Raw genomic sequence first — 18,924 nt, forward strand, 5'->3', positions numbered from 1 at the left:
GTGCCGCAGTCATCGGATGATCGAACGGCCCATGTTGGCAAGCGGCCGGACTGCGGGATGGCGTATGGCCCGGACTGTGAAATATGCCGCAAAGCCTTGGAAAACGTTGCTGCAGGCAACGGTTTTTCGTTATCGTTGCCTCTGTGAGTATTGCGAGAGCGGTTGTGGCGATGGCGGGAAATCCTGCCGCGAACAACGGGAACGGCGCTAAGGCCAACAGACTGGTGTTCGATCTCCTGAAGCAGGAGGGAGAGCGGCACGGCTTCGACGTCGTCGACCTGACCGGTCGCGATTATGATGATTCGCTGGCGAGGATACGGGAGCGGCTTAGCGACATCGATGACCTTGTCGTAGTCGGCGGTGACGGCATGGTCGCCCTCGCGGTGAATGCGCTCGCCGGAGCCGCAACGCCTTTGGGAATCGTCGCTATGGGTTCGGGCAACGATTTCGCACGCGGGCTGGGACTGCCGGTGAATCGTGCGCGGGATGCGGTTCACGGGATTGCTGGCGCGATCGTCAACGGCACGCATCGGGATGTGGATGCGGGCGTGATCTCGGCGCCTGCCGCAACGTCTCCTGCTGCAGCAGCGTCCCCTGCAACAGAGTCCAAGCCTTTCGCTGCGGCGGAAGGCGGCGTCCGACGGCAGCACCGGGATGATTTCGATGATGGGACGGCCCAGCGGGCTACGTGCGGTGGCATGCCCGGCATGACCGAGCGGCTGTTCGCAGGAATGCTGTCCTGCGGGCTGGATGCAAGCATCAACGATCGTGCGAATCGTTCAACGCTGCCGTATGGAACGCTGCGCTACTTCGTCGCGGTGCTCAGGGAGGTCATGCATATACGACCATATGGATACCATGTGCGGGCGATTCTGGAAGATGGAAGCGTGGATGAGCGCACTATTGCCAGCCCCCTGCTGACCGTAGCCAACTCGCGTTATGTTGGCGGCGGCATCGAGCTGTCGCCGAATTCGCTGCTCGACGATGGCCTGCTCGACCTGATCTGGCTGAACCGGGTTCCCACCTTCCTGCAAATTGTGCGTGCGATAGCGAATGCGTATAACGGGGGGCTGCTCGGCACTGGATTGTTTGATTGGCAGCGAGTGCGCAGCATAGAGATCGAGCAATCGCCTGAGGGCGAAACGCCGCCGGCGCTGATGGCCGATGGCGAATATGTCGGAAGGCTGCCGGTGTCCGTCGCGGTCAGCAGTCGGTCGATGCGGCTGCTGGTGCCGCCCGCCGTGCTCAGACAAGATGCGTGCCCGCGCGGCCTGGCATAGATCAGGTCTGCCGCATTCATACTAGGCTTGCCGCGCATAGATAGTCGGGTGCAGGTAGGTTAGGAGGCATGGACTGCCCCCGCGGTGATCGCGGAGAAATGCAGACAATGCGACGATAAGGCAACAGCCAGGCGCGAGCGGAGAACGAGCGTGGCGGCGGATCGTAATCTGTTAGGGCGAATGAAAAGCAAGTGCGAGCGTGCGTGAGGGAGCAGATATGGCGTTGGCGTTATACCGCAGGTACAGGCCGGACACTTTTGACGGGGTGATCGGCCAGACGCAGGTCACAGTGCCATTGTCACGTGCGCTTGACGAAGGCAAGCTGACCCATGCCTATCTGTTCTCGGGGCCGCGCGGATGCGGCAAGACGAGTTCGGCCCGTATTCTTGCGCGCTGCATCAACTGCGAGAAAGGTCCGACCTCGCATCCATGCGGCGAATGCGAGAGCTGCAAGGACTTGGCGACCGGAGGGCCGGGGTCGATCGACGTCGTGGAGATCGACGCGGCCAGCCATAACGGCGTCGATGACGCGCGCGAGCTGCGTGAACGCGCTACCTTCGCCCCTGCCCGCGATCGCTATAAGATCTTCATCCTCGACGAGGCCCATATGGTGACGCAGCAGGGATTCAACGCCCTGCTCAAAATCGTGGAGGAGCCGCCGGAGCATGTGATGTTCATCTTCGCGACCACCGAGCCGGAGAAAGTGATCGGCACGATTCGCTCTCGCACCCATCACTATCCCTTCCGCCTCGTTCCGACTGAAATCATGGGGCCGTACCTGCAGGATATCTGCGAGAAAGAGCACATCGGGACCGAACCAGGAGTGCTGAAGCTCGCGATGCGGTCCGGGGGCGGCTCGATGCGCGACACCCTTTCCGTGCTGGATCAGCTGATGGTCGGCTCGGTGGATGGCGTCATAACCCACGATTCGGCCGTCGCGCTGCTGGGCTTTACGCCGGATGCGCTGATCGGCGAGGCAATCGACGCCGTCATCGAGCGTGATGGCGAGAAACTATACGGGGTAGTACAGAAGGTCGTGGTCGGCGGATTCGATCCGCGTCGTTTCGTGGAGGATCTGCTGTCCCGCGTGCGCGATCTGCTCGTGCTGACTTTGGGTGGCGAACGCGCGGAAAGCGTGCTTGGCGACGACTCCGCAGCCGAGGATATGGACCATCTGCACCGCCAGGCCGCGGCGCTTGGTCTCGGCTCACTCAGCGCCATGGCCGAAACCATTAACGCCGCCTTGAGTGCCATGGCCGGCGCCGTGTCGCCGCGCATGCGGCTGGAATTGCTGGCGGCGCGGCTGCTGGCAGGCCGCGACCCCGAAACCGCGGTCATGGCGGCGCAGCAGGACTCTACTGCGAATATGGCAGGCATTGCGAGCGGTCAGTCTGCAGGCGGCGCAGCGCAATCGGCGAGCCGAGGCGGTTTTGCAGGTTCGAACCGGCGCTCGGCGCAACGTTCGTCTAGTGGCGCGGCTCCCGCGACCGCTCCCGCTCTGGCTGACCAAGTGAATAACGCTCCTGCCGCTGCGGGAACGGCTGCTGAAGCGCAATCTGCCGACAGCGCGAATGCAATGGCATCGAATCCTGGAGAGCGGTCCGGCTCGATGCCGGTTGCCGAGGCGCAACCCACTTCGCATACCGGCCGTAACGCGCCGAATGGGCGCAACCCTGTTGCGGCTGGCGATGAGGCTGAGGCTGAAGCCGCGTCGTTTGCTCAGACGCCGAACACCGGTCTCTCCACGACTGGTCCTTCGACGGCCAATCCTTCTCCTTCCCCGGCGCTGGCAACGCCGTCCGCCGGCCCGACTGCTGCTTCGGCGAATGAAGCAACGCGGAATGCGCCACAGCATGCCGCCGTTGCCGACCAGACCGCGACGGCGGTGCAGGAGGACCGCCGCAGCGTCGATGAGCGTTGGGACGCCGCCATTGCCGCGTTGCCGTCCGATGTTCGCGAATACGTCACGCGGGACAAGGTCGTACGCGTCGCGCTGGCCTCGAATCGTGCGGGCAAGCAACGCATATCGATGACCTTCGACTGCCCGCTGAGCCAGCACGCCTTCGCGCTGGCCGTTTCCTCCGACGAAGCGCATCGCGGGCATAAAGCGTCGAAGGTCGTGCTCGCGGCTGTGCGTGAGGTTTTCGGCGCGAACACGATGATCGCGCCGACGCCGGTCGCTGCCAACGGCGAGCAGGTCGAGCCGACCGCGCGCATGAGCGGCGAACGGCTCGCCCAGGTCAAGCAGCAGATCGCTCTGTCCAAGGCCGGTCTGGCTGCCGCCGGACTCGCCGTCCATGTCGGCGCTCATATGCCGACGCAGCCCAAGGAGCACCGGACGGGCGCCACGGATGGGCAGCAGAACGCCGATGACCCGGTTCATCGGGGCGGGAGGGAAGTCCCGGGCGAAATAGACGACAGGGGAAATCTCGGCAATCAGGGCGAGTCCGGCACCCGCGGCGACCATGGCAGCCAGAACGAGCCAAATAACTGGGAAAGGCCCGACAAGCAGCAGCAACCCGGAGCTCAGGAGCGGCCCAGCAATCGAAGCGATTCCGCTCAAGAATCTCGCAACGCGGCATACGGCACGCCAGACGACGGCATCATTCACGAGCCTGCCCATGCCGGCGCCAGCGCAGACCCATGGGCGCAGCCAGCGCAGGAGCCAGACGCCGCATCCGTTGCGGCATTTGCCGATACCGCAGACGCAGCCATAGCCGACCCGGCGGCCGCTGCGCATGAGCAAACCGCTCCGCAGCCGCCGACCGAGTACGACGAAGACCCTTGGGCGGTTTCGCCTGAGAGGCGAGGGCCCCAGAAAATTCAAGGTGATCGGAAGCTGCAAACGCAGTCGTCCGAGCAGAACGCGAGGCATGACCCCGCTGCCGTGGGCGGCACGGAGCAGAGTAGCGCAGAACAGGGCAGCGCATCTCAGACAGGTGCAGATACCGCGAAACCCAAGGAAGCCCGGCATCACAAGCAGGTTTCCGTTCCCGATACAAGCGATGGCGTCGACCCTTGGGCGATGCCATCCGCCCCGGCGGCCAACGGCTCGACCAGCGTCATGTCCCGCGATGCGAGCGGGGATTCGGCGGGGAATCAGAGCAGGAACCCACCTGGGGAGGCGGCCGGAAACCTGTATGACGGCGCCGATTATGCCGGGGAGGACTCCGATCGTTTCGCTGGCAATACCACCGCCAGTGCCGCTGGCGATTCCTACGACGACTCCGATCCATGGGCGGCGTCGCAGAACTCCATACAGCGCAACCCCATACGGCCCAACCTCACACGGCCCAACCTCACGTCGCGCAATCCCATGCCCGCAGGCGCTCCGACGCGCTCCGACGCGCAAGAGGCGCCCGGGCGTGAGCAGGTCGCTCCGGAAGAGGACGAGTATTCGCTGAACGACGAGTCGCTCGGCTCGGCGACGGCGCTGGATTTGGACGAGCTCGCACGACTTTTCGAGGTGAAAAGCGTCGAGGACTTTGCCGCCGACGACCCGCGCAACCCGAAGAACATCCAACCGCCCAACAAGTCCGGCAAGCATCAGGAAGGCTGACGAAAACCCATGGCATTGGCTTACGATGGCGCGATACAGCGCTTGATCGACGCGTTCTCGCATCTGCCCGGCATCGGGCCCAAGGGTGCGCAACGCATCGCCTTTTATCTGCTCTCCGCGAGCGAGGAAGAGAGCCGCGACCTCGCCGAGGCGATCAGCGAAGTCAAAGAGAAGATACGGTTCTGCGACATCTGCGGCAATGTGTGCGAGACGAGCCCATGCCCGATATGCGCTGACCCGCGACGCGACCACAGCCTCATCTGCGTGGTAGAGGAGCCCAAGGACGTCATGAGCATCGAGCGCACGCGGGAGTATCGCGGGACCTACCATGTGCTGGGCGGGGCCATCAACCCCATGGCCAACGTGGGGACGAACGACCTGAATATCCCCAAGCTGCTCGACCGGCTCAAAACCGACGAAGTCAAGGAGATCATTTTGGCGCTCGACCCCAACATCGAAGGCGAGGCCACCACAACCTACCTCAGCCGGCTGCTATCTCCGCTGGGCATCCTGGTGACCCGGCTCGCCAGCGGTCTGCCTGTCGGCAGCGACCTCGAATATGCCGACGAGATCACGCTCGGCCGTGCGCTCGCCGGCCGGCGCGAGGCGTAAAGCAGCATGTGCAGGACGCATATTGGTCGATGCGGGGCATGAACGGCGTGTTCGCGGGTATAATCGCCCCGTTTGCGTAGAATAAACGCAGCGAATCGACGAAACAAGGATTGGACAGTCGTGGCTCTTATCGTGCAGAAATACGGCGGCTCATCGGTCGCCGACACCGATTCGATCAAGCGCGTCGCCAAGCGCATCGTCGAAACGAAGCGGGCGGGCAATGACGTGGCGGTTGTGGTCTCCGCAATGGGGGATACCACCGACGACCTCATCGACCAGGCGTTGAGCATTGATTCGAATCCTCCGGCGCGTGAGATGGACATGCTCATGACGGCTGGCGAGCGTATTTCGATGAGTCTGCTGGCGATGGCCATTCACGCCGAAGGCTCGCAGGCGCGTTCCTTCACGGGCTCCCAAGCGGGCTTCATGACCGATGCGCAGTTCGGCACGGCGCATATCAAGTCCGTGCGTCCGGCCCGCGTGCGCAAGGCGATGGAAGAGGGCTGCGTGGCTATCGCGGCAGGTTTCCAAGGCGTCAGCGAGATCGGCGATGCGACGACGCTGGGTCGGGGCGGCTCCGATACTTCGGCTGTGGCGTTGGCGGTGGCGCTTGGCGCCGATGTGTGCGAGATATACACCGACGTCGATGGCGTGTTCACCGCGGATCCGCGCATCGTGCCCACGGCGCGGCGCATACCTGCGATCGACTACGAATCGATTCTGGAAATGACCTCCTGCGGGGCGAAGGTGCTGGCGCTGCGTTGCGTCGAATACGCGCAGCGCTTCGGCATGCCTCTGCACGTGCGCAGCTCCTTCTCGCACCGCAGCGGCACCGTGATCGTGCCGGACGGCGTCGACCCGCGCAGCCTGCCGAATCTGGCGTGAATGCGGGCAGGGCTGCGGCCCGTGCGATTTTCCAGATGATCGCGCGGCAATGAATTTTCATGACAATCCATCAGCTAACCAAACTCAGCTAACTAAACATGGCATGCTTCGAACCGAGAAGGCAGGATTATGACCAATAACATGAACGTCTCGATGGGAGAACTCTTCCCCGACCTCGACCCCGAGGCACCGGTGATCTCCGGCGTGGCGCATGACCGCAGCGAGTCCTTGGTGACCGTGCGCGCCATGCCTGATGAGCCGGGCATGGCGGCACGCGTCTTCAGCACGCTTGCCGAAGCCGGCGTGAACATCGACATGATCGTGCAGGCCAGCGCCTCGACTGGGACGGCGGACATCTCGTTCACCGTGCCCGGCGCTGCCGCCAAGCATGTGCAGGAGGTGCTGGAAGACAAGCACGATGAGCTTGCCTACCAGTCTTTCGACGTGAACTCCTCCGTCGGCAAAGTGGCAGTCGTAGGCGTGGGCATGAAAACGCATTCCGGCCTCGCCGCGAAGTTCTTCAACGCGCTCAGCGAGCACGATATCAACGTGATGATGATCTCGACCTCCGAGATCCGCATCGCCGCGCTGGTGCCGCTCGATGATCTGGACGAGGCGGTCAAGGCGCTGCACACGGCTTATGGATTGGATGCCGACCACGTGGAAGCCGTGGTATACGGCGGCACCGGTCGCTGAACTGGCGCCGCTGATCTGATGTCGCTGAGCGGATGGCACTGCATGGATGGCACTGCATGGATGTCGCCGTGTGAATGCTGCCGTGTACGTACCGCTTCGGCATATGCCGGTCAATGCGCATTCCGGGCGATAGTCTGTAGTCGTCGGGTGTTTTGTCGGCGCGATGTGGGCAATATAGAGACGTACGCAATACGCTCTGCCGGCGAATTCGCAACAGACGGACGGCGATGCGGACGAGACGGGCGAATGCTTGCGGGTCCGAATACTTACGCAACAGGGTGAATAGCGAAAAAGGAGTCGATCTCAAATGGTGCAGATACACGAACGTGGCGTGAACGTGGCGGTGCTGGGGGCGACCGGTCAGGTGGGCATGGTCATGCGCCGCGTGCTCGACGAGCGTGACTTCCCGGTGCGGAACTTACGTTTCCTGGCGTCAGCACACTCTGCCGGCACGACGCTCACGTGGCGCGGCGTCGACATTCCGGTTGAGGACGTCGAGAAGGCCGATCTTTCGGGCATCGATATCGCCATATTCTCCGCAGGCGGCGGCACGTCGAAGGTCTGGGCGCCGCGCTTTGCTGCGGCTGGCGCGTATGTGGTCGACAACTCCTCGCAATGGCGCATGCATGACGACGTGCCGCTGGTCGTGGCCGAGGCCAATCCCGACGACTTGGACGATATCCCGACCCGCATCGTGGCCAACCCCAACTGCACGACGATGGCCTGCATCCCGGTCCTGAAGGCGCTCGACACGCAGTTCGGCCTGAAGCGGCTTATCGTAAGCTCGTATCAGGCGGTTTCCGGTGCGGGCCGCGCGGGAGTCGAGCAGCTAATGAACGAGGCCGCCGCCGCAATCGAGCAAGGTGCCGACAAGCTCGCGTTCGACGGATCGGCCATCGACTTCCCCGAGCCGACCAAGGTCGTGCGCACCATCGCGTTCAACGCAGTGCCCTTCATCGGAGCCATCGTCGACGACGGCTCCGAGGAGACCGACGAGGAGCAGAAGCTGCGCAACGAAAGCCGCAAGATCCTGCACCTGCCGAATCTCGCCGCATCCTGCACCTGCGTGCGCGTCGGCGTCTTCACCGCGCATGGCATGAGTGTCAACGCCGAATTCGAGCGCGACGTAACTCCCGATATGGCTCGTAAGGTGCTCGCCACCGCTCCGGCCGTCGAGCTGGACGACATCCCTACGCCGCAGTTGGCCGCTGGCAAGGACCCGAGCTATGTCGGCCGCATCCGCCAGGATCAGGCGGTGGACGGCAAGAAGGGCCTCGCGTTCTTCATCGCCAACGACAATCTGCGCAAGGGCGCGGCCCTGAACGCCGTCGAGCTGGCCGAGATCATCGCACGCAAGCATTTCGCCGAGCAGCTGTAAGGCTGGCAGCGCAAGCGCGCTGGCGGCGCATGACTCCCGGCGGCTGGCGTGCCATACTAGAGCTATGTCGAAGGCATCTGAAGAAGCGCAAAAGCAGCTGGATCGCATCGTGGCTCTGGGCTACCCGGACGTGGCCGATATGAGCTCGGCGGCGTTCCGGGCCCTCGCCCGCCCGCTGATCACCGCGCTCGAGCGCAGCGACTTGGGCACGAACATCCTGCTGGTGCCTACGCATGAGCTGGTTTCCCCCGAATCGCTGATCGCCCGCACCAGCATCAACCGCATGGCCGGATTCACGACCATGCCGCCGCGCGACATCGCCAGCTTCCTGCCGCAGGATGGCTTCGAACCGCCCGAAGGGCCCTTCTATCTCGTCGTGGATCCGCACACCGGCACGGCCTACGTCAACCGGGAACCCGACGTGGCGCGCAAGCTCATTGACACTGACGAACGCTTGCCGCTGACCATCGGCGAAGGGCTGGCGATAGCCACCCAGCACCCCGACTGGCTGGTGAAGAAGAACGGCTTCAACCTGCTCGGCTCGCGCAGCACCGATGGCCGCGTGCCCAGCATATGGATGAGCCAGAACGCGCCCCGGCTCGGCGCCGTCTGGCCCAATTCGCGCCACACCTGGCTCGGCAACGCCTACTGTGCGGCGCGGCGCGGCGTCTCGCTCTTCCGCTGAATCGTCTGGGCCATCAAATCCGCCAATTCGCCCCATTGACTGGCGACGGCGAGACGGCGTGTGCCGCCGCATTGCAGACGCGTGCAAGGCGCGTGCGCTTGTGATTCGCACGCGAAACCCACTCGCCGCCGTGCTGTGCATACGTTCGTCAAACATCGACCCACGCCGACCGCCGTTGTCCACCCTGTGGCTCGCCAAGGCTGCTGGGGTAGGCCGTGGGTACACTGAGGCACGTGCATGCGTGTTACATGTGCGTTAACAATTCGTGTCGGACCTAGACGCGGATTCCATAAGCAGTACGTGCTTCCAGAGGAAGCGTTGATACGGAAGAAAGAAGGAGGAGTGATGGGTCAGGATCAATCATCAGTATTTGATCTCGCGGCGCAAGCCGCAAAGTCCAATGGGGGGAACAACGACCTGCTGCTGCCTCCTCGCCGATTCATCGGAGCGCCGCAGAAGCCGAGCGCCATGCCCTACACCAAGTACGTGGCCTACAACAAGCAGATTCCCTTCGACTACCCTGAGCGCACCTGGCCGGGCAAGACCCTGCAGCGCGCGCCGCGCTGGGCTTCGGTCGACCTGCGCGACGGCAATCAGGCGCTGGTCAACCCGATGGACCCGGAACGCAAACTGCGCTTCTGGAACATGCTCGTCTCGATGGGCTTCAAAGAGATCGAGGTCGGTTTCCCGAGCGCCTCGGAGACGGATTACGATTTCATCCGCATGCTTATCGAACGCGAGCTCATCCCTGAGGATGTGACCATCATCGTGCTCACCCAGGCGCGCGAGCACCTGATTCGCAAGACCTACGAGTGCCTGCGGGGCGCTCGCCGCGCCGTCGTGCACTTCTACAATTCGGTTTCCGTGCTGCAGCGCGAGGTCGTGTTCCGCAAGGACAGGGCGGGCATTAAGAAGCTTGCCACCGATGCGGCCACCCTGTGCAAGGAGCTTGAGGCCGAGGTGGGCGACACCGAGCTGTATTACGAGTATTCCCCGGAATCCTTCACTGGAACCGAGCCCGAATACGCGGCCGAGGTGTGCAACGCGGTGACCGATGTCATCAAGCCCACGCCCGAGCGCAAGATCATCTTCAATCTGCCGGCCACGGTGGAGATGACCACGCCGAATGTCTTCGCCGATGAGATGGAGTACATGTCCAACCACCTGCAGGATCGCGACTGCGTGGTGCTTTCCGTGCATCCGCACAACGACGAGGGCATGGCCGTAGCCGCCACCGAGCTGGCGCTGCTCGCCGGCGTCGACCGCGTCGAGGGCTGCCTGCTGGGCAATGGCGAACGCACCGGCAACGTCGACCTGGTGACCTTGGGCCTCAACCTGCTCACGCAGGGCATCGACCCGCAGATCGACTATTCGAATGTGCCCGAGATCCGCAAGACGGTCGAATACTGCAATCAGATCAAGATCTCGGAACGGCATCCCTACGCCGGCAACTTCGTGTTCACGGCATTTTCCGGGTCGCATCAGGATGCGATCAAGAAGGGGCTTGAAGCCCGCGAAATGGCTGCGCAGCGTGCCGGTGCGGAGCTTGACAGCTTCGTGTGGCTCGTGCCCTACCTGCCGATCGATCCCAAGGACATCGGCGGCACCTACGAGGCCATCATCCGCGTCAACTCGCAGTCCGGCAAGGGCGGCATGGCCTACCTGCTCAAGACCAACCACAACTTCGATCTGCCCAAGCGCCTGCAGGTGGAGTTCGACAAGGTCGTGCAGACCTATGCGGACCGCACCAAGAAGGAAGTCAAGGACGAGGACATCTGGCATCTCTTCAAGGATGAGTACCTGCCCGTCGAGGACGGCGGCGTGACCTCCGCGGCCGCGGTCATGGGCGACGATGGCGATGCGACGCTCAAGCAGTGGGGCCGTCTCAAGCTGCTCAAGGTTTCGTCGTCTTCGGGCGAGGACGGTTCGGACACCGTCATCAAGGTGCGCATCCTCGATCGCGGCGCCACGCCTGACGCGACGCCGGTCGAGCGCGAGATCTCCGGCTTGGGCAACGGCCCGCTCGCGGCTTTCCTCAACGCGATCCGCACGCTGGGCATTACCGTTTCGATCATGGATTACGCCGAGCACGCCATGACCGCCGGATCCGAGGCGCTGGCCGCTTCCTATGTGGAGTGCCAGATCGGCGAGGAGGGCGACACCAGGATCATCTGGGGCGTCGGCGTGGATTCCTCCATCACCACCAGCTCCCTGAAGGCGATCATCTCCGCCATCAACCGCTCGCAGCGGTGAGCCAAGGCGGCTGACTAGCCAACTGAGTAGCCAAAGTGGCTGGGCAGCCGAGAGACTGATCAGCCAAAGGACTGGTCGATATAACGATTACGCCAGTAGGGCAGGAAAGCCACAGTGCCTTCCTGCCCTTACTTATCTCAACTCTGCACTGAAAAGCCGGCGTCAGCTATGCATTCGCGGATTTCTTTGGCATACGACATGCAGCGGGTGCGCGAAATGCCTGCTCTTACGCCTACGGCAACGAGATTATCAGTGCCGATGTCGCGCCCTTTTCCGTCGACAGTGGTGGCGTGTTCGCCGTTGATGCCGGGGTTTTCGGTCAGATCATATGCTGGCGACAGCTTCCAGATGTTGTTGTCTCGATCATAGAGATAGGAGAAGTTCTTGGCGTGATCGTCGCGATTGCCGATGAACACGTTGAAGCACATGAGACGGTATAGCCGTTCACATTCATGAATGCTGCCGCAGATGCGCATGGTGAGACGCATCAGCAGACTGTAATCGAGATTGGCTAGGCGATGGGACGTCTCCAACAGACCGCCGGCAGATACCATATGCACTTTCATGCTTGAGCCATCAGGTAGCAGCTCGCGATCGAAACGTTGCGCGCCGAAGTATCCGGAACATCGTTGCGAGGGGAACAGGCGAGTCTGCGGCATGCTGATGCCGCATTCACGGGCGATCTGCGAAATGGCGTATTCCTGTTCGCCAATGTTGGCGGAATCAACGGATGAAGGGAATTTGATAATCCAATCACGGCCATCAAGTTCGGTAAGAATCTTCGGACGGGCACCGCCCGAAGAACCGCCAAGTGCGAAGAGGCGATCAAGGTCGGGCGAGAAATCGGTTTTCAACAATTGAGCACATTCCAAAGCGATATCATCAAGGTCGGCATGGGGGCTGCGCTCGGCAAAATCCGCAGCAGGCTCGTATTCCAACGCTCCCATTCCACTGGAACCTACGATGGACAATCGGCTCAGCACACTCACGCTGGACGGCTCGATCCCACGTTGCCGCAGCATCCGGTCGGTCAGCAACCGTCCCCAGCCATCGGGCATGCTGTCATCGAAGACGCCGAACATGCCGTTCAAAGGATCGCGCCGGGCGACGAATACACCTTCTCTTAGCGGCAGGCTGAGCGGGCTGATGCTCAACCCTTCAGTCAGCCACGATTGGTCATAGGCAAACGCCAAGGCGTTCGATGCCGACATGGTGAGGGTTCCGACAGGTTCCGAGTCGAACAGCACACGGACGCGGTCTACGGGTGGCTCTGACGGGGATCGATGTTGTACGGGCATGTCAGATCTCCTTCCGAGCGCGTTTTCGCGCGGCTATGACATCGTCGATGTTCGCGTAATACGGTTGGGAGAAAAGGGCGTCGAAGTCGTTCTCGCATCCTAAGGCGAAGGCTATGCCGATCAGTCCGGTCAACGAGATTTCATGGCGCTGCTCGAAGCGCCTGAGCGATCCGAGGCTTACTCCGGATTTCTGCGCAAGCTCGGCCTGTGAGAGTTTGTGCTCCTTGCGCCGAGCTACCATGCGATCGGCGATCGTAGTAGCAACGTCACCCGGCATAGTCTCATCCAATAATGAAAACATACTCATATATTAGTATTTATATACAAATAAAACAATAATTAATCATATATTAATACAGAATGATAAGACCATCAGACCGATGCAGCGAGATGAGGGCAATGGGCAGAAGACGACAAATGGAAGGAAATGAGCGGAGGGCGATGAGAGGAAGAGGCCGTGTGGCCCCATTACTGTGATTCTCACGGAATCAGGTATATGCGCTATGCAATCAGCAACTGCGTGCGCCACCATGTGCACCCCCTCTTCTTATAACCGCTGATAACTAAATGCTATAGCCGCGCCGCTGCGGCGAATTCGCGCGATGCATATATTGGGTGTTCGACGATATTCAAATCGCGAAAAGAGACAATCCGCAAGGGTTCAGCACCAGCATCAAGCACAGGCATGAGTGCGATCAGGCGTATATGAAGCCCTTTGCGCAGACGTTGCGTCTTTTGCGAATTCGTCGTTGAAATTCAACCGAATCGAGGCAAGGCAATGAAATATGCGGTGATCGGCGCGGGCGGCATGGGCGTGCAGTATGGCGTGCTGCTGCAGGAATTCGCCGGCAAGCAGGTGGACTTCATCGACGCTTGGGAGCCCAATGTGGCCGCGATCCGCGAGCAGGGCGGCGTCTACGTCTCTCAGGATGATGAAAACCGCCATCTGGTGCCAATCAAGGTCTTCTATCCGGAGGAGTACGACGGCGAGCCGGATGTCTGGATCATCTTCCTCAAGCAGCATCAGCTCGAAGGCATGCTCAAGCGCTGCGCACATCTGTTCCGCTCCGGCCAGATCGTGTTCTCGGCGATGAATGGGTACGGGCATTTCGAGAAGATCGCGCAGTATTTCCCGGCTGACCATATCTACGGCGGCACGGCGCTGATCGGCGCGTTCGTGTACGGCCCCGGCGATGTGAATTTCACCGGCGGAGCGCATTCCAAGGCGATGAGCATGTGCGCCTACGACGGACATGTGAGCGACGTGGAGCATGAGCTGCATGACGATTTCGCGGCGGCCACGCTGAACCCGACCATCGCCGACGACTTCATGGGCATGTGCATGGCCAAGATCGTGTTCAATTCGGTGCTCAACACCCTGTGCACGATGTACCAGATTCGCTTCGGCCAGTTCGAATCGCATCCCGCCGCGCGTTGGATGACCGAGCAGCTGGTGAACGAGGCCTACACCGCCGCCGAGCATGCGGGACTCACATTGCTGGGCACACGCGAATCGGAGGTCGAGACCATACTGCACACGGCCGGCGTGGCGCACCCGCTGCACTATCCGTCGATGTATCAGGATCTGACGCGGTGCCGCCCTACCGAGGTCGATTACATCAACGGCTACATCGCCAAAATCGGCCGCGAGCACGGCTACGTCTGCACGCTGCACGAGTTCCTGACCCAGGAGCTGCATCTGGCCGAGCACGCCTACGCGATTCACCATCCCGAACTGGTCGGCGAGGCCGCCTGATCGCGAACGGAATCCAACGGGTCGGTTGTGAATCGGCCGGCGTAAGACAGCGGGAGCGCCGGCTAAACAGCGTTCCGCCAGCAGTTCAGAAGTATTCAGCAATCCAATCATCAATTCCAGCCATCAACCCGCGCCAGCCGGCCAGCAGCCATCACGACGCCAACCATCAATAGAAATCAATAGAAGGATCACATCATGTCCATTTTCACCACGAATAACCAGCAGCGTGACGCACGCCGCCACTCCTCCCGAGTCGTCGTCAACGCCAAGCGCATTGCCGCCGCGGCGCTCGCCATGGTCACCCTGGCGTCGGCAGCAGCCTGCGGCAGCGCTTCCGGCGACAACCTCAACAGCGCCCCGAAGAAAAACCAGACCACCAAGATCGTCGTCGGCGTATGCCCCGGGCCTTACGGCGATATGGTGAACAAAGTCATCGCGCCGCTGCTCAAGGACGACGGCTACGAGCTGAGCACGAAGCTGTTCAACGACTATGTCCAGCCCAACAAGGCGCTGGCATCGGGCAGCCTGCAGGCCAACCTGTTCCAGCACAGCAACTACCTCAAGAAGTTCGCGGCCGACAACAAGCTCGACCTGACTTCGCTCGGCCAGGTGCCGACACTGGGGCTGGGCATCTATTCGCACAAATACAAGTCGGTCAGCGAGATCAAGGACGGCTCCACCGTCTCAATCGCCAGCGATGGCAGCAATCTCGCACGCTCGCTCGGCGTGCTTGAGCAGCAGAAGCTCGTGACGCTCAAGGGCAGCGTGGACCCGACCAAGGCCACCGTCAACGACATCGCCACGAACCCGAAGAATCTGGTCATCAAGCCGCTGGACGCCGCTCAGCTCGCGCGCTCGCTGAGCACCGTCGACGTGAGCCTGGTCCCGGGCAACTTCGCCTGGGCCGCAGGACTCAAGCCCAAGGAGGCGCTGGCGATGGAGAAGCAGTCCGAGGGCGTGATCAACATATTCGTGGTCAACACCAAGGACGCCAACGGCGACTTCGCCAAGAAGACCAAGGCGCTGCTGGTGAGCGACAAGTTCAAGAAGGCGATCGCCGACAGCGAGTTCGCCGACTTCGGCAAGCCGACCACTTGGTGATTGCACCTTGACGACCGCATAGCCTTGGCCGCCGCCCCGGATGCAGCATTGCGTCGGGGCGACGATTTCGGTTTCGGCGGTTCGTTTTACAGTGGTGCGGGACAATACATAGCGGCACGATGGGCGGCGTAATAGCTGCGAACAACGCGAGGCAGGGCATAAGGCATGGCAATCATCGAACTGAAGGATGTGTCCGTCACCTTCCACGAGGGCGGGCGCACCATCGAAGCGGTCAAGCAGGTCAATCTCAGCGTCGACAAAGGCGAGATATTCGGGATCGTGGGATTCTCCGGCGCGGGCAAAAGCACGCTGGTGCGGACCATCAACCTGTTGGAGCGGCCCACCTCGGGGCAGGTGCTGCTTGACGGGCACGACATCACGCAGGCGAAGGGCAGTGCGCTGCGCGACGTGCGCAAGCGCATCGGCTTCATCTTCCAGTCGTTCAATCTGATCGGCAATGTGAGCGTGGGCAGGAACATCGAATTCGCGCTCAAGGCGGGCGGCTGCCCGAAACGCGAATGGAACGCCCGCGTCACGCAGCTGCTCGCTCTCGTCGGGTTGGAAAGCAAGGCCGACAGCTACCCGTCCAGTCTGTCCGGCGGCCAGCAACAGCGCGTCTCGATCGCACGCGCCTTGGCCAACAATCCGGAGATACTGCTGTGCGACGAGGCCACCAGCGCCCTGGACTTGGAGACGACCGGCGAAATCCTCGGCCTGCTGCGGCGCATCAACCGCGAGCTGGGCATCACCATCGTGTTCATCACCCATCAGCTCGACGTGGCCAAGCAGATATTCGACCATGTCGCGGTGATGGAGGAGGGTCGCATCGTCGAGCAGGGCGAGACCTTCGAGATATTCGGCTCGCCGCAGCATCCCACCACTCGTGCGCTGGTCGAGCGGTACTTGGGCGTCGCGGTGCCGCCGCAGCTTGTGCCTTCGCTGCCCGACGGCACGATCGTCGAACTGCGCTACAAGGGCGAGGACGCGCTTGAGCCGCTGATCAGCGCGGTGGCCCGGCGCTATGATGTGGCGATCAACGTGCTGCATGCGAATGTGGAATACTTCGGCGCACAAGCCATCGGCGTGCTGCTGGTATTGGTTTCCGGACCGGACGACGCGCTGCGCTCCGCGCTTGAGACGCTGCGCTCGCGGGTGTTCGGCTTCCGCGAGCTCGACCGGGAATCCATCGGACAAGTCGATGCGTCACTGGGTAGTGCGTCACTGGGTAGTGCTCCACAGGGCGATTCCGCATCGCTGAGCGCCAGCGAAAACGATGAAGAAGGGGAGTCCCGAGCATGAACGATACCATTGACATCCTGCGCACCAATCTCGGCAAGGCGCTGACCGACACCGCCTACATGGTCGCGGTCTCCACGGTTATCGGCGTGGTTCTGGGCACGCTGGTGGCGCTGCTGCTGTACGTGACCAGAAACCGGCTGTTCCTGCCGAATCGCGCGGTGAACGCTGTCGTCGGCGTCATCGTCAACGCCATCCGTTCGCTGCCGTTCCTGATTCTCATGGTCGTGCTCATCCCGGTGGTCCAACTGCTCATCGGCGATCCCTACACGCCCACCGGCGGTGCCATATCGCTCTCCATCGCCGCCGTGCCCTTCTTCGCCCGCGTCGCGGAAAGCGCGTTCAGCGAGGTTGACTCTGGATTGCTGGAAGCCGCCGTCTCCACCGGCGCGACCATGCGGCAGATCATCGTCGGCGCGGTGTTCCCGCAGGCGCTGCCGTCCTTCATCCGCGGCGTGGTGCTGACCATTATCTCGCTGATCGGCTATTCGGCCATGGTCGGCACGATCGGCGCGGGCGGCATAGGCGACATGGCCATACAATACGGCTACAATCGCTATGAGACCGGCGTTCTGGTGGCGATCGTCGTCATCCTGATCGTGCTGGTGCAGCTCATCCAGTGGGCGGGAGACGCCTTCGCCCGGCGCGTCACGCACTGATTGCAGCTGGCATAGAAAGGATTGCTCATATGGTTTCATCTGTGGTTTCATCCGCAGCAGCATCGCAGGCCTGCCCGGTTCCCTTTGCTCCGATAGCCGAATCCATACCGCCCAACGTGTTCGCGGTTATGGATGGCAAGGTCGCCAAGGCGGTCGCGCAGGGGGCGGACGTGATCGATCTGGCGAAGGGCAATCCGGACGCCTACCCGGCGCAGTTCATCCGCGACGAGGCCAAGCGGGCCGTGGACGATCCGCTCAACGCCCGATATACCTCCTTCGACGGCAAGCCGGCGTTCCTCGAAGCTGCGGCCACGTGGTACCAGCGCGAGCACGGCGTGTCGCTCGACTGGCCGACGCAATTATTCGCTGTCGAAGGAGCCGTCGACGCGCTTGCTGGATTGTATGCGATTCTCATCGAACCGGGCGATGCGGTGGCTTTCGCCGACCCATATTATCCTTCGTATCACTGCATGGCGCACATGTGCCGCGCCGAGGAAGTGCTGCTTCCAGCGCTCGCGGAACGCGGCTTCCTGCCCGATCTCGATGCCGTTCCCGACGCGACTTGGGACCGCGTCAAGCTGCTGGTGCTGAACTACCCGAACAATCCCACCGGCGCGCAGGCTCCGCTTGAGTTCCTGCAGCATGCGGTCGAGCTGGCAAAGCGGCACCGTTTCGTCATCGTGCATGACTACGCCTACTGCGGGCTTGGTGTGGGCGGCCCTGACGCCCAGCAGCACAGCATTCTCGAGGTTCCGGGGGCGTGCGATGTGGCGGTTGAGGTGTGCTCGCTGTCGAAGATGTACGCCATGGCCGGCTGGCGCGCCGGATTCGTCGCAGGCAACACGGCCATCGTCGACCGCCTGAAGCATTACCACTATCAGATGGGCTCCATGATAACCGGCAGCGTGCAGGACGCCGGCACGGTCGCGCTGGACAGCGACCAGAGCTGCGTGGCCGAGCTGGCCGATCTCTACGTTCGCAGGCGCAGCATCGTGGCTCAAGGGCTCGAACGAGCGGGATTGCGCGTCTTCGATTCGCCCGGCGGCATCTATGTGTGGGCGAAAGTTCCGGCTGATTGGGACGGCGACCGTTTGGCCGATTACCTGCTGGACAAGGCGCAGGTTGCAGTCCTTCCCGGCTCCTGCTTCGGCGCCGTCGGCCTCGACTACGTCCGCCTCAGCCTCCTTAAGCCCCAGGAGCAGCTTCAGCAAGCCGTCGAACGTATTGCTGCGGTGCTGGGGTAGCGCTGGTCACGTGAACGTGGGGGGTTCAGATATATCCGAGTAGAAAGTCTAATTGCCCTATCTCTTATCTGCAGTGCTGTTTCACGATGCAGCGGGTATACGTGACCGGGAAACCGTCGTTTCTTGGCCACAATAGTGACGTCAACGCAGCATGGGCGCTGCGAGTAAGGCAGATAGACCCCCGCCATTGGACTCTGCACTACTGTAAGGCCGATAGCGGCC

15 protein-coding genes are annotated in these 18,924 nt (G+C 62.1%); 13 read left to right on the top strand and 2 right to left on the bottom strand.

Features of this window, described 5'->3' with window-relative positions; genetic code table 11:
* Nucleotides 1–143: 143 nt before the first annotated feature.
* From BISU_RS06685 to leuA, 8 genes are all read left to right on the top strand, one after another.
* Entirely contained in the window at nucleotides 144–1,280 is a 1,137-nt protein-coding gene (locus BISU_RS06685) for a diacylglycerol/lipid kinase family protein (protein ID WP_161787730.1), read from the top strand.
* 217 nt (nucleotides 1,281–1,497) lie between these two features.
* Nucleotides 1,498–4,839, top strand: coding sequence for a DNA polymerase III subunit gamma and tau (locus BISU_RS06690; RefSeq protein ID WP_024463254.1), 3,342 nt, complete (start codon nucleotides 1,498–1,500; stop codon nucleotides 4,837–4,839).
* Nucleotides 4,840–4,848: 9 nt separating this feature from the next.
* Nucleotides 4,849–5,451: a recombination mediator RecR gene (gene recR, locus BISU_RS06695; protein ID WP_024463255.1), complete on the top strand. Its 603-nt coding sequence runs from the start codon at nucleotides 4,849–4,851 to the stop codon at nucleotides 5,449–5,451.
* Nucleotides 5,452–5,571: 120 nt separating this feature from the next.
* Complete coding sequence (locus BISU_RS06700; RefSeq protein ID WP_024463256.1) at nucleotides 5,572–6,336, top strand: aspartate kinase; 765 nt, start codon at nucleotides 5,572–5,574, stop codon at nucleotides 6,334–6,336.
* Between the two features lie 129 nt (nucleotides 6,337–6,465).
* On the top strand, nucleotides 6,466–7,032 hold the full coding sequence (locus tag BISU_RS06705; RefSeq protein WP_024463257.1) for an ACT domain-containing protein: 567 nt from the start codon (nucleotides 6,466–6,468) through the stop codon (nucleotides 7,030–7,032).
* A 307-nt stretch (nucleotides 7,033–7,339) separates the two neighbouring features.
* Nucleotides 7,340–8,410: an aspartate-semialdehyde dehydrogenase gene (locus tag BISU_RS06710; protein ID WP_024463258.1), complete on the top strand. Its 1,071-nt coding sequence runs from the start codon at nucleotides 7,340–7,342 to the stop codon at nucleotides 8,408–8,410.
* Between the two features lie 64 nt (nucleotides 8,411–8,474).
* Complete coding sequence (locus BISU_RS06715; protein ID WP_024463259.1) at nucleotides 8,475–9,095, top strand: DUF5701 family protein; 621 nt, start codon at nucleotides 8,475–8,477, stop codon at nucleotides 9,093–9,095.
* A 345-nt stretch (nucleotides 9,096–9,440) separates the two neighbouring features.
* On the top strand, nucleotides 9,441–11,348 hold the full coding sequence (leuA, locus tag BISU_RS06720) for a 2-isopropylmalate synthase (protein WP_024463260.1): 1,908 nt from the start codon (nucleotides 9,441–9,443) through the stop codon (nucleotides 11,346–11,348).
* A gap of 137 nt (nucleotides 11,349–11,485) precedes the next feature.
* Here the strand turns inward: leuA and BISU_RS06725 are convergent, their stop codons facing one another.
* A complete protein-coding gene (locus BISU_RS06725; protein WP_051246005.1) occupies nucleotides 11,486–12,646 on the bottom strand; it encodes a type II toxin-antitoxin system HipA family toxin in 1,161 nt (386 codons plus the stop codon).
* 1 nt (nucleotide 12,647) lies between these two features.
* Nucleotides 12,648–12,923, bottom strand: a complete 276-nt coding sequence (locus tag BISU_RS06730; protein WP_024463262.1) for a helix-turn-helix domain-containing protein — start codon at nucleotides 12,921–12,923, stop codon at nucleotides 12,648–12,650.
* A gap of 501 nt (nucleotides 12,924–13,424) precedes the next feature.
* On the opposite strand from BISU_RS06730, the gene BISU_RS06735 reads away from it, so the two are divergent.
* From BISU_RS06735 to BISU_RS06755, 5 genes are all read left to right on the top strand, one after another.
* On the top strand, nucleotides 13,425–14,402 hold the full coding sequence (locus tag BISU_RS06735) for a ketopantoate reductase family protein (RefSeq protein WP_024463263.1): 978 nt from the start codon (nucleotides 13,425–13,427) through the stop codon (nucleotides 14,400–14,402).
* A gap of 294 nt (nucleotides 14,403–14,696) precedes the next feature.
* Nucleotides 14,697–15,503: a MetQ/NlpA family ABC transporter substrate-binding protein gene (locus tag BISU_RS06740; RefSeq protein ID WP_226839189.1), complete on the top strand. Its 807-nt coding sequence runs from the start codon at nucleotides 14,697–14,699 to the stop codon at nucleotides 15,501–15,503.
* 165 nt (nucleotides 15,504–15,668) lie between these two features.
* Nucleotides 15,669–16,802, top strand: a complete 1,134-nt coding sequence (locus BISU_RS06745) for a methionine ABC transporter ATP-binding protein (protein ID WP_024463265.1) — start codon at nucleotides 15,669–15,671, stop codon at nucleotides 16,800–16,802.
* Nucleotides 16,799–17,458 (top strand): methionine ABC transporter permease, encoded by a 660-nt coding sequence (locus tag BISU_RS06750; RefSeq protein ID WP_024463266.1) that lies wholly within the window; start codon nucleotides 16,799–16,801, stop codon nucleotides 17,456–17,458. The genes BISU_RS06745 and BISU_RS06750 overlap by 4 nt, the downstream gene beginning before the upstream one ends.
* A 29-nt stretch (nucleotides 17,459–17,487) precedes the next feature.
* A complete protein-coding gene (locus BISU_RS06755) occupies nucleotides 17,488–18,702 on the top strand; it encodes a pyridoxal phosphate-dependent aminotransferase (protein ID WP_024463267.1) in 1,215 nt (404 codons plus the stop codon).
* The last annotated feature ends 222 nt before the right edge of the window (nucleotides 18,703–18,924 follow it).

The sequence above is a fragment of the Bifidobacterium subtile genome, from assembly GCF_000741775.1.
Lineage (GTDB): Bacteria > Actinomycetota > Actinomycetes > Actinomycetales > Bifidobacteriaceae > Bifidobacterium > Bifidobacterium subtile.

Bases quoted from the DNA above. Each gene is read 5' to 3' on its own strand.
- BISU_RS06690 (WP_024463254.1), top strand. From the start codon at position 1,498: ATGGCGTTGGCGTTATACCGCAGGTACAGGCCGGACACTTTTGACGGG.
- recR (WP_024463255.1), top strand. From the start codon at position 4,849: ATGGCATTGGCTTACGATGGCGCGATACAGCGCTTGATCGACGCGTTC.
- BISU_RS06705 (WP_024463257.1), top strand. From the start codon at position 6,466: ATGACCAATAACATGAACGTCTCGATGGGAGAACTCTTCCCCGACCTC.
- BISU_RS06710 (WP_024463258.1), top strand. From the start codon at position 7,340: ATGGTGCAGATACACGAACGTGGCGTGAACGTGGCGGTGCTGGGGGCG.
- BISU_RS06715 (WP_024463259.1), top strand. From the start codon at position 8,475: ATGTCGAAGGCATCTGAAGAAGCGCAAAAGCAGCTGGATCGCATCGTG.
- leuA (WP_024463260.1), top strand. From the start codon at position 9,441: ATGGGTCAGGATCAATCATCAGTATTTGATCTCGCGGCGCAAGCCGCA.
- BISU_RS06725 (WP_051246005.1), bottom strand. From the start codon at position 12,646: ATGCCCGTACAACATCGATCCCCGTCAGAGCCACCCGTAGACCGCGTC.
- BISU_RS06730 (WP_024463262.1), bottom strand. From the start codon at position 12,923: ATGCCGGGTGACGTTGCTACTACGATCGCCGATCGCATGGTAGCTCGG.
- BISU_RS06735 (WP_024463263.1), top strand. From the start codon at position 13,425: ATGAAATATGCGGTGATCGGCGCGGGCGGCATGGGCGTGCAGTATGGC.
- BISU_RS06740 (WP_226839189.1), top strand. From the start codon at position 14,697: ATGGTCACCCTGGCGTCGGCAGCAGCCTGCGGCAGCGCTTCCGGCGAC.
- BISU_RS06745 (WP_024463265.1), top strand. From the start codon at position 15,669: ATGGCAATCATCGAACTGAAGGATGTGTCCGTCACCTTCCACGAGGGC.
- BISU_RS06750 (WP_024463266.1), top strand. From the start codon at position 16,799: ATGAACGATACCATTGACATCCTGCGCACCAATCTCGGCAAGGCGCTG.
- BISU_RS06755 (WP_024463267.1), top strand. From the start codon at position 17,488: ATGGTTTCATCTGTGGTTTCATCCGCAGCAGCATCGCAGGCCTGCCCG.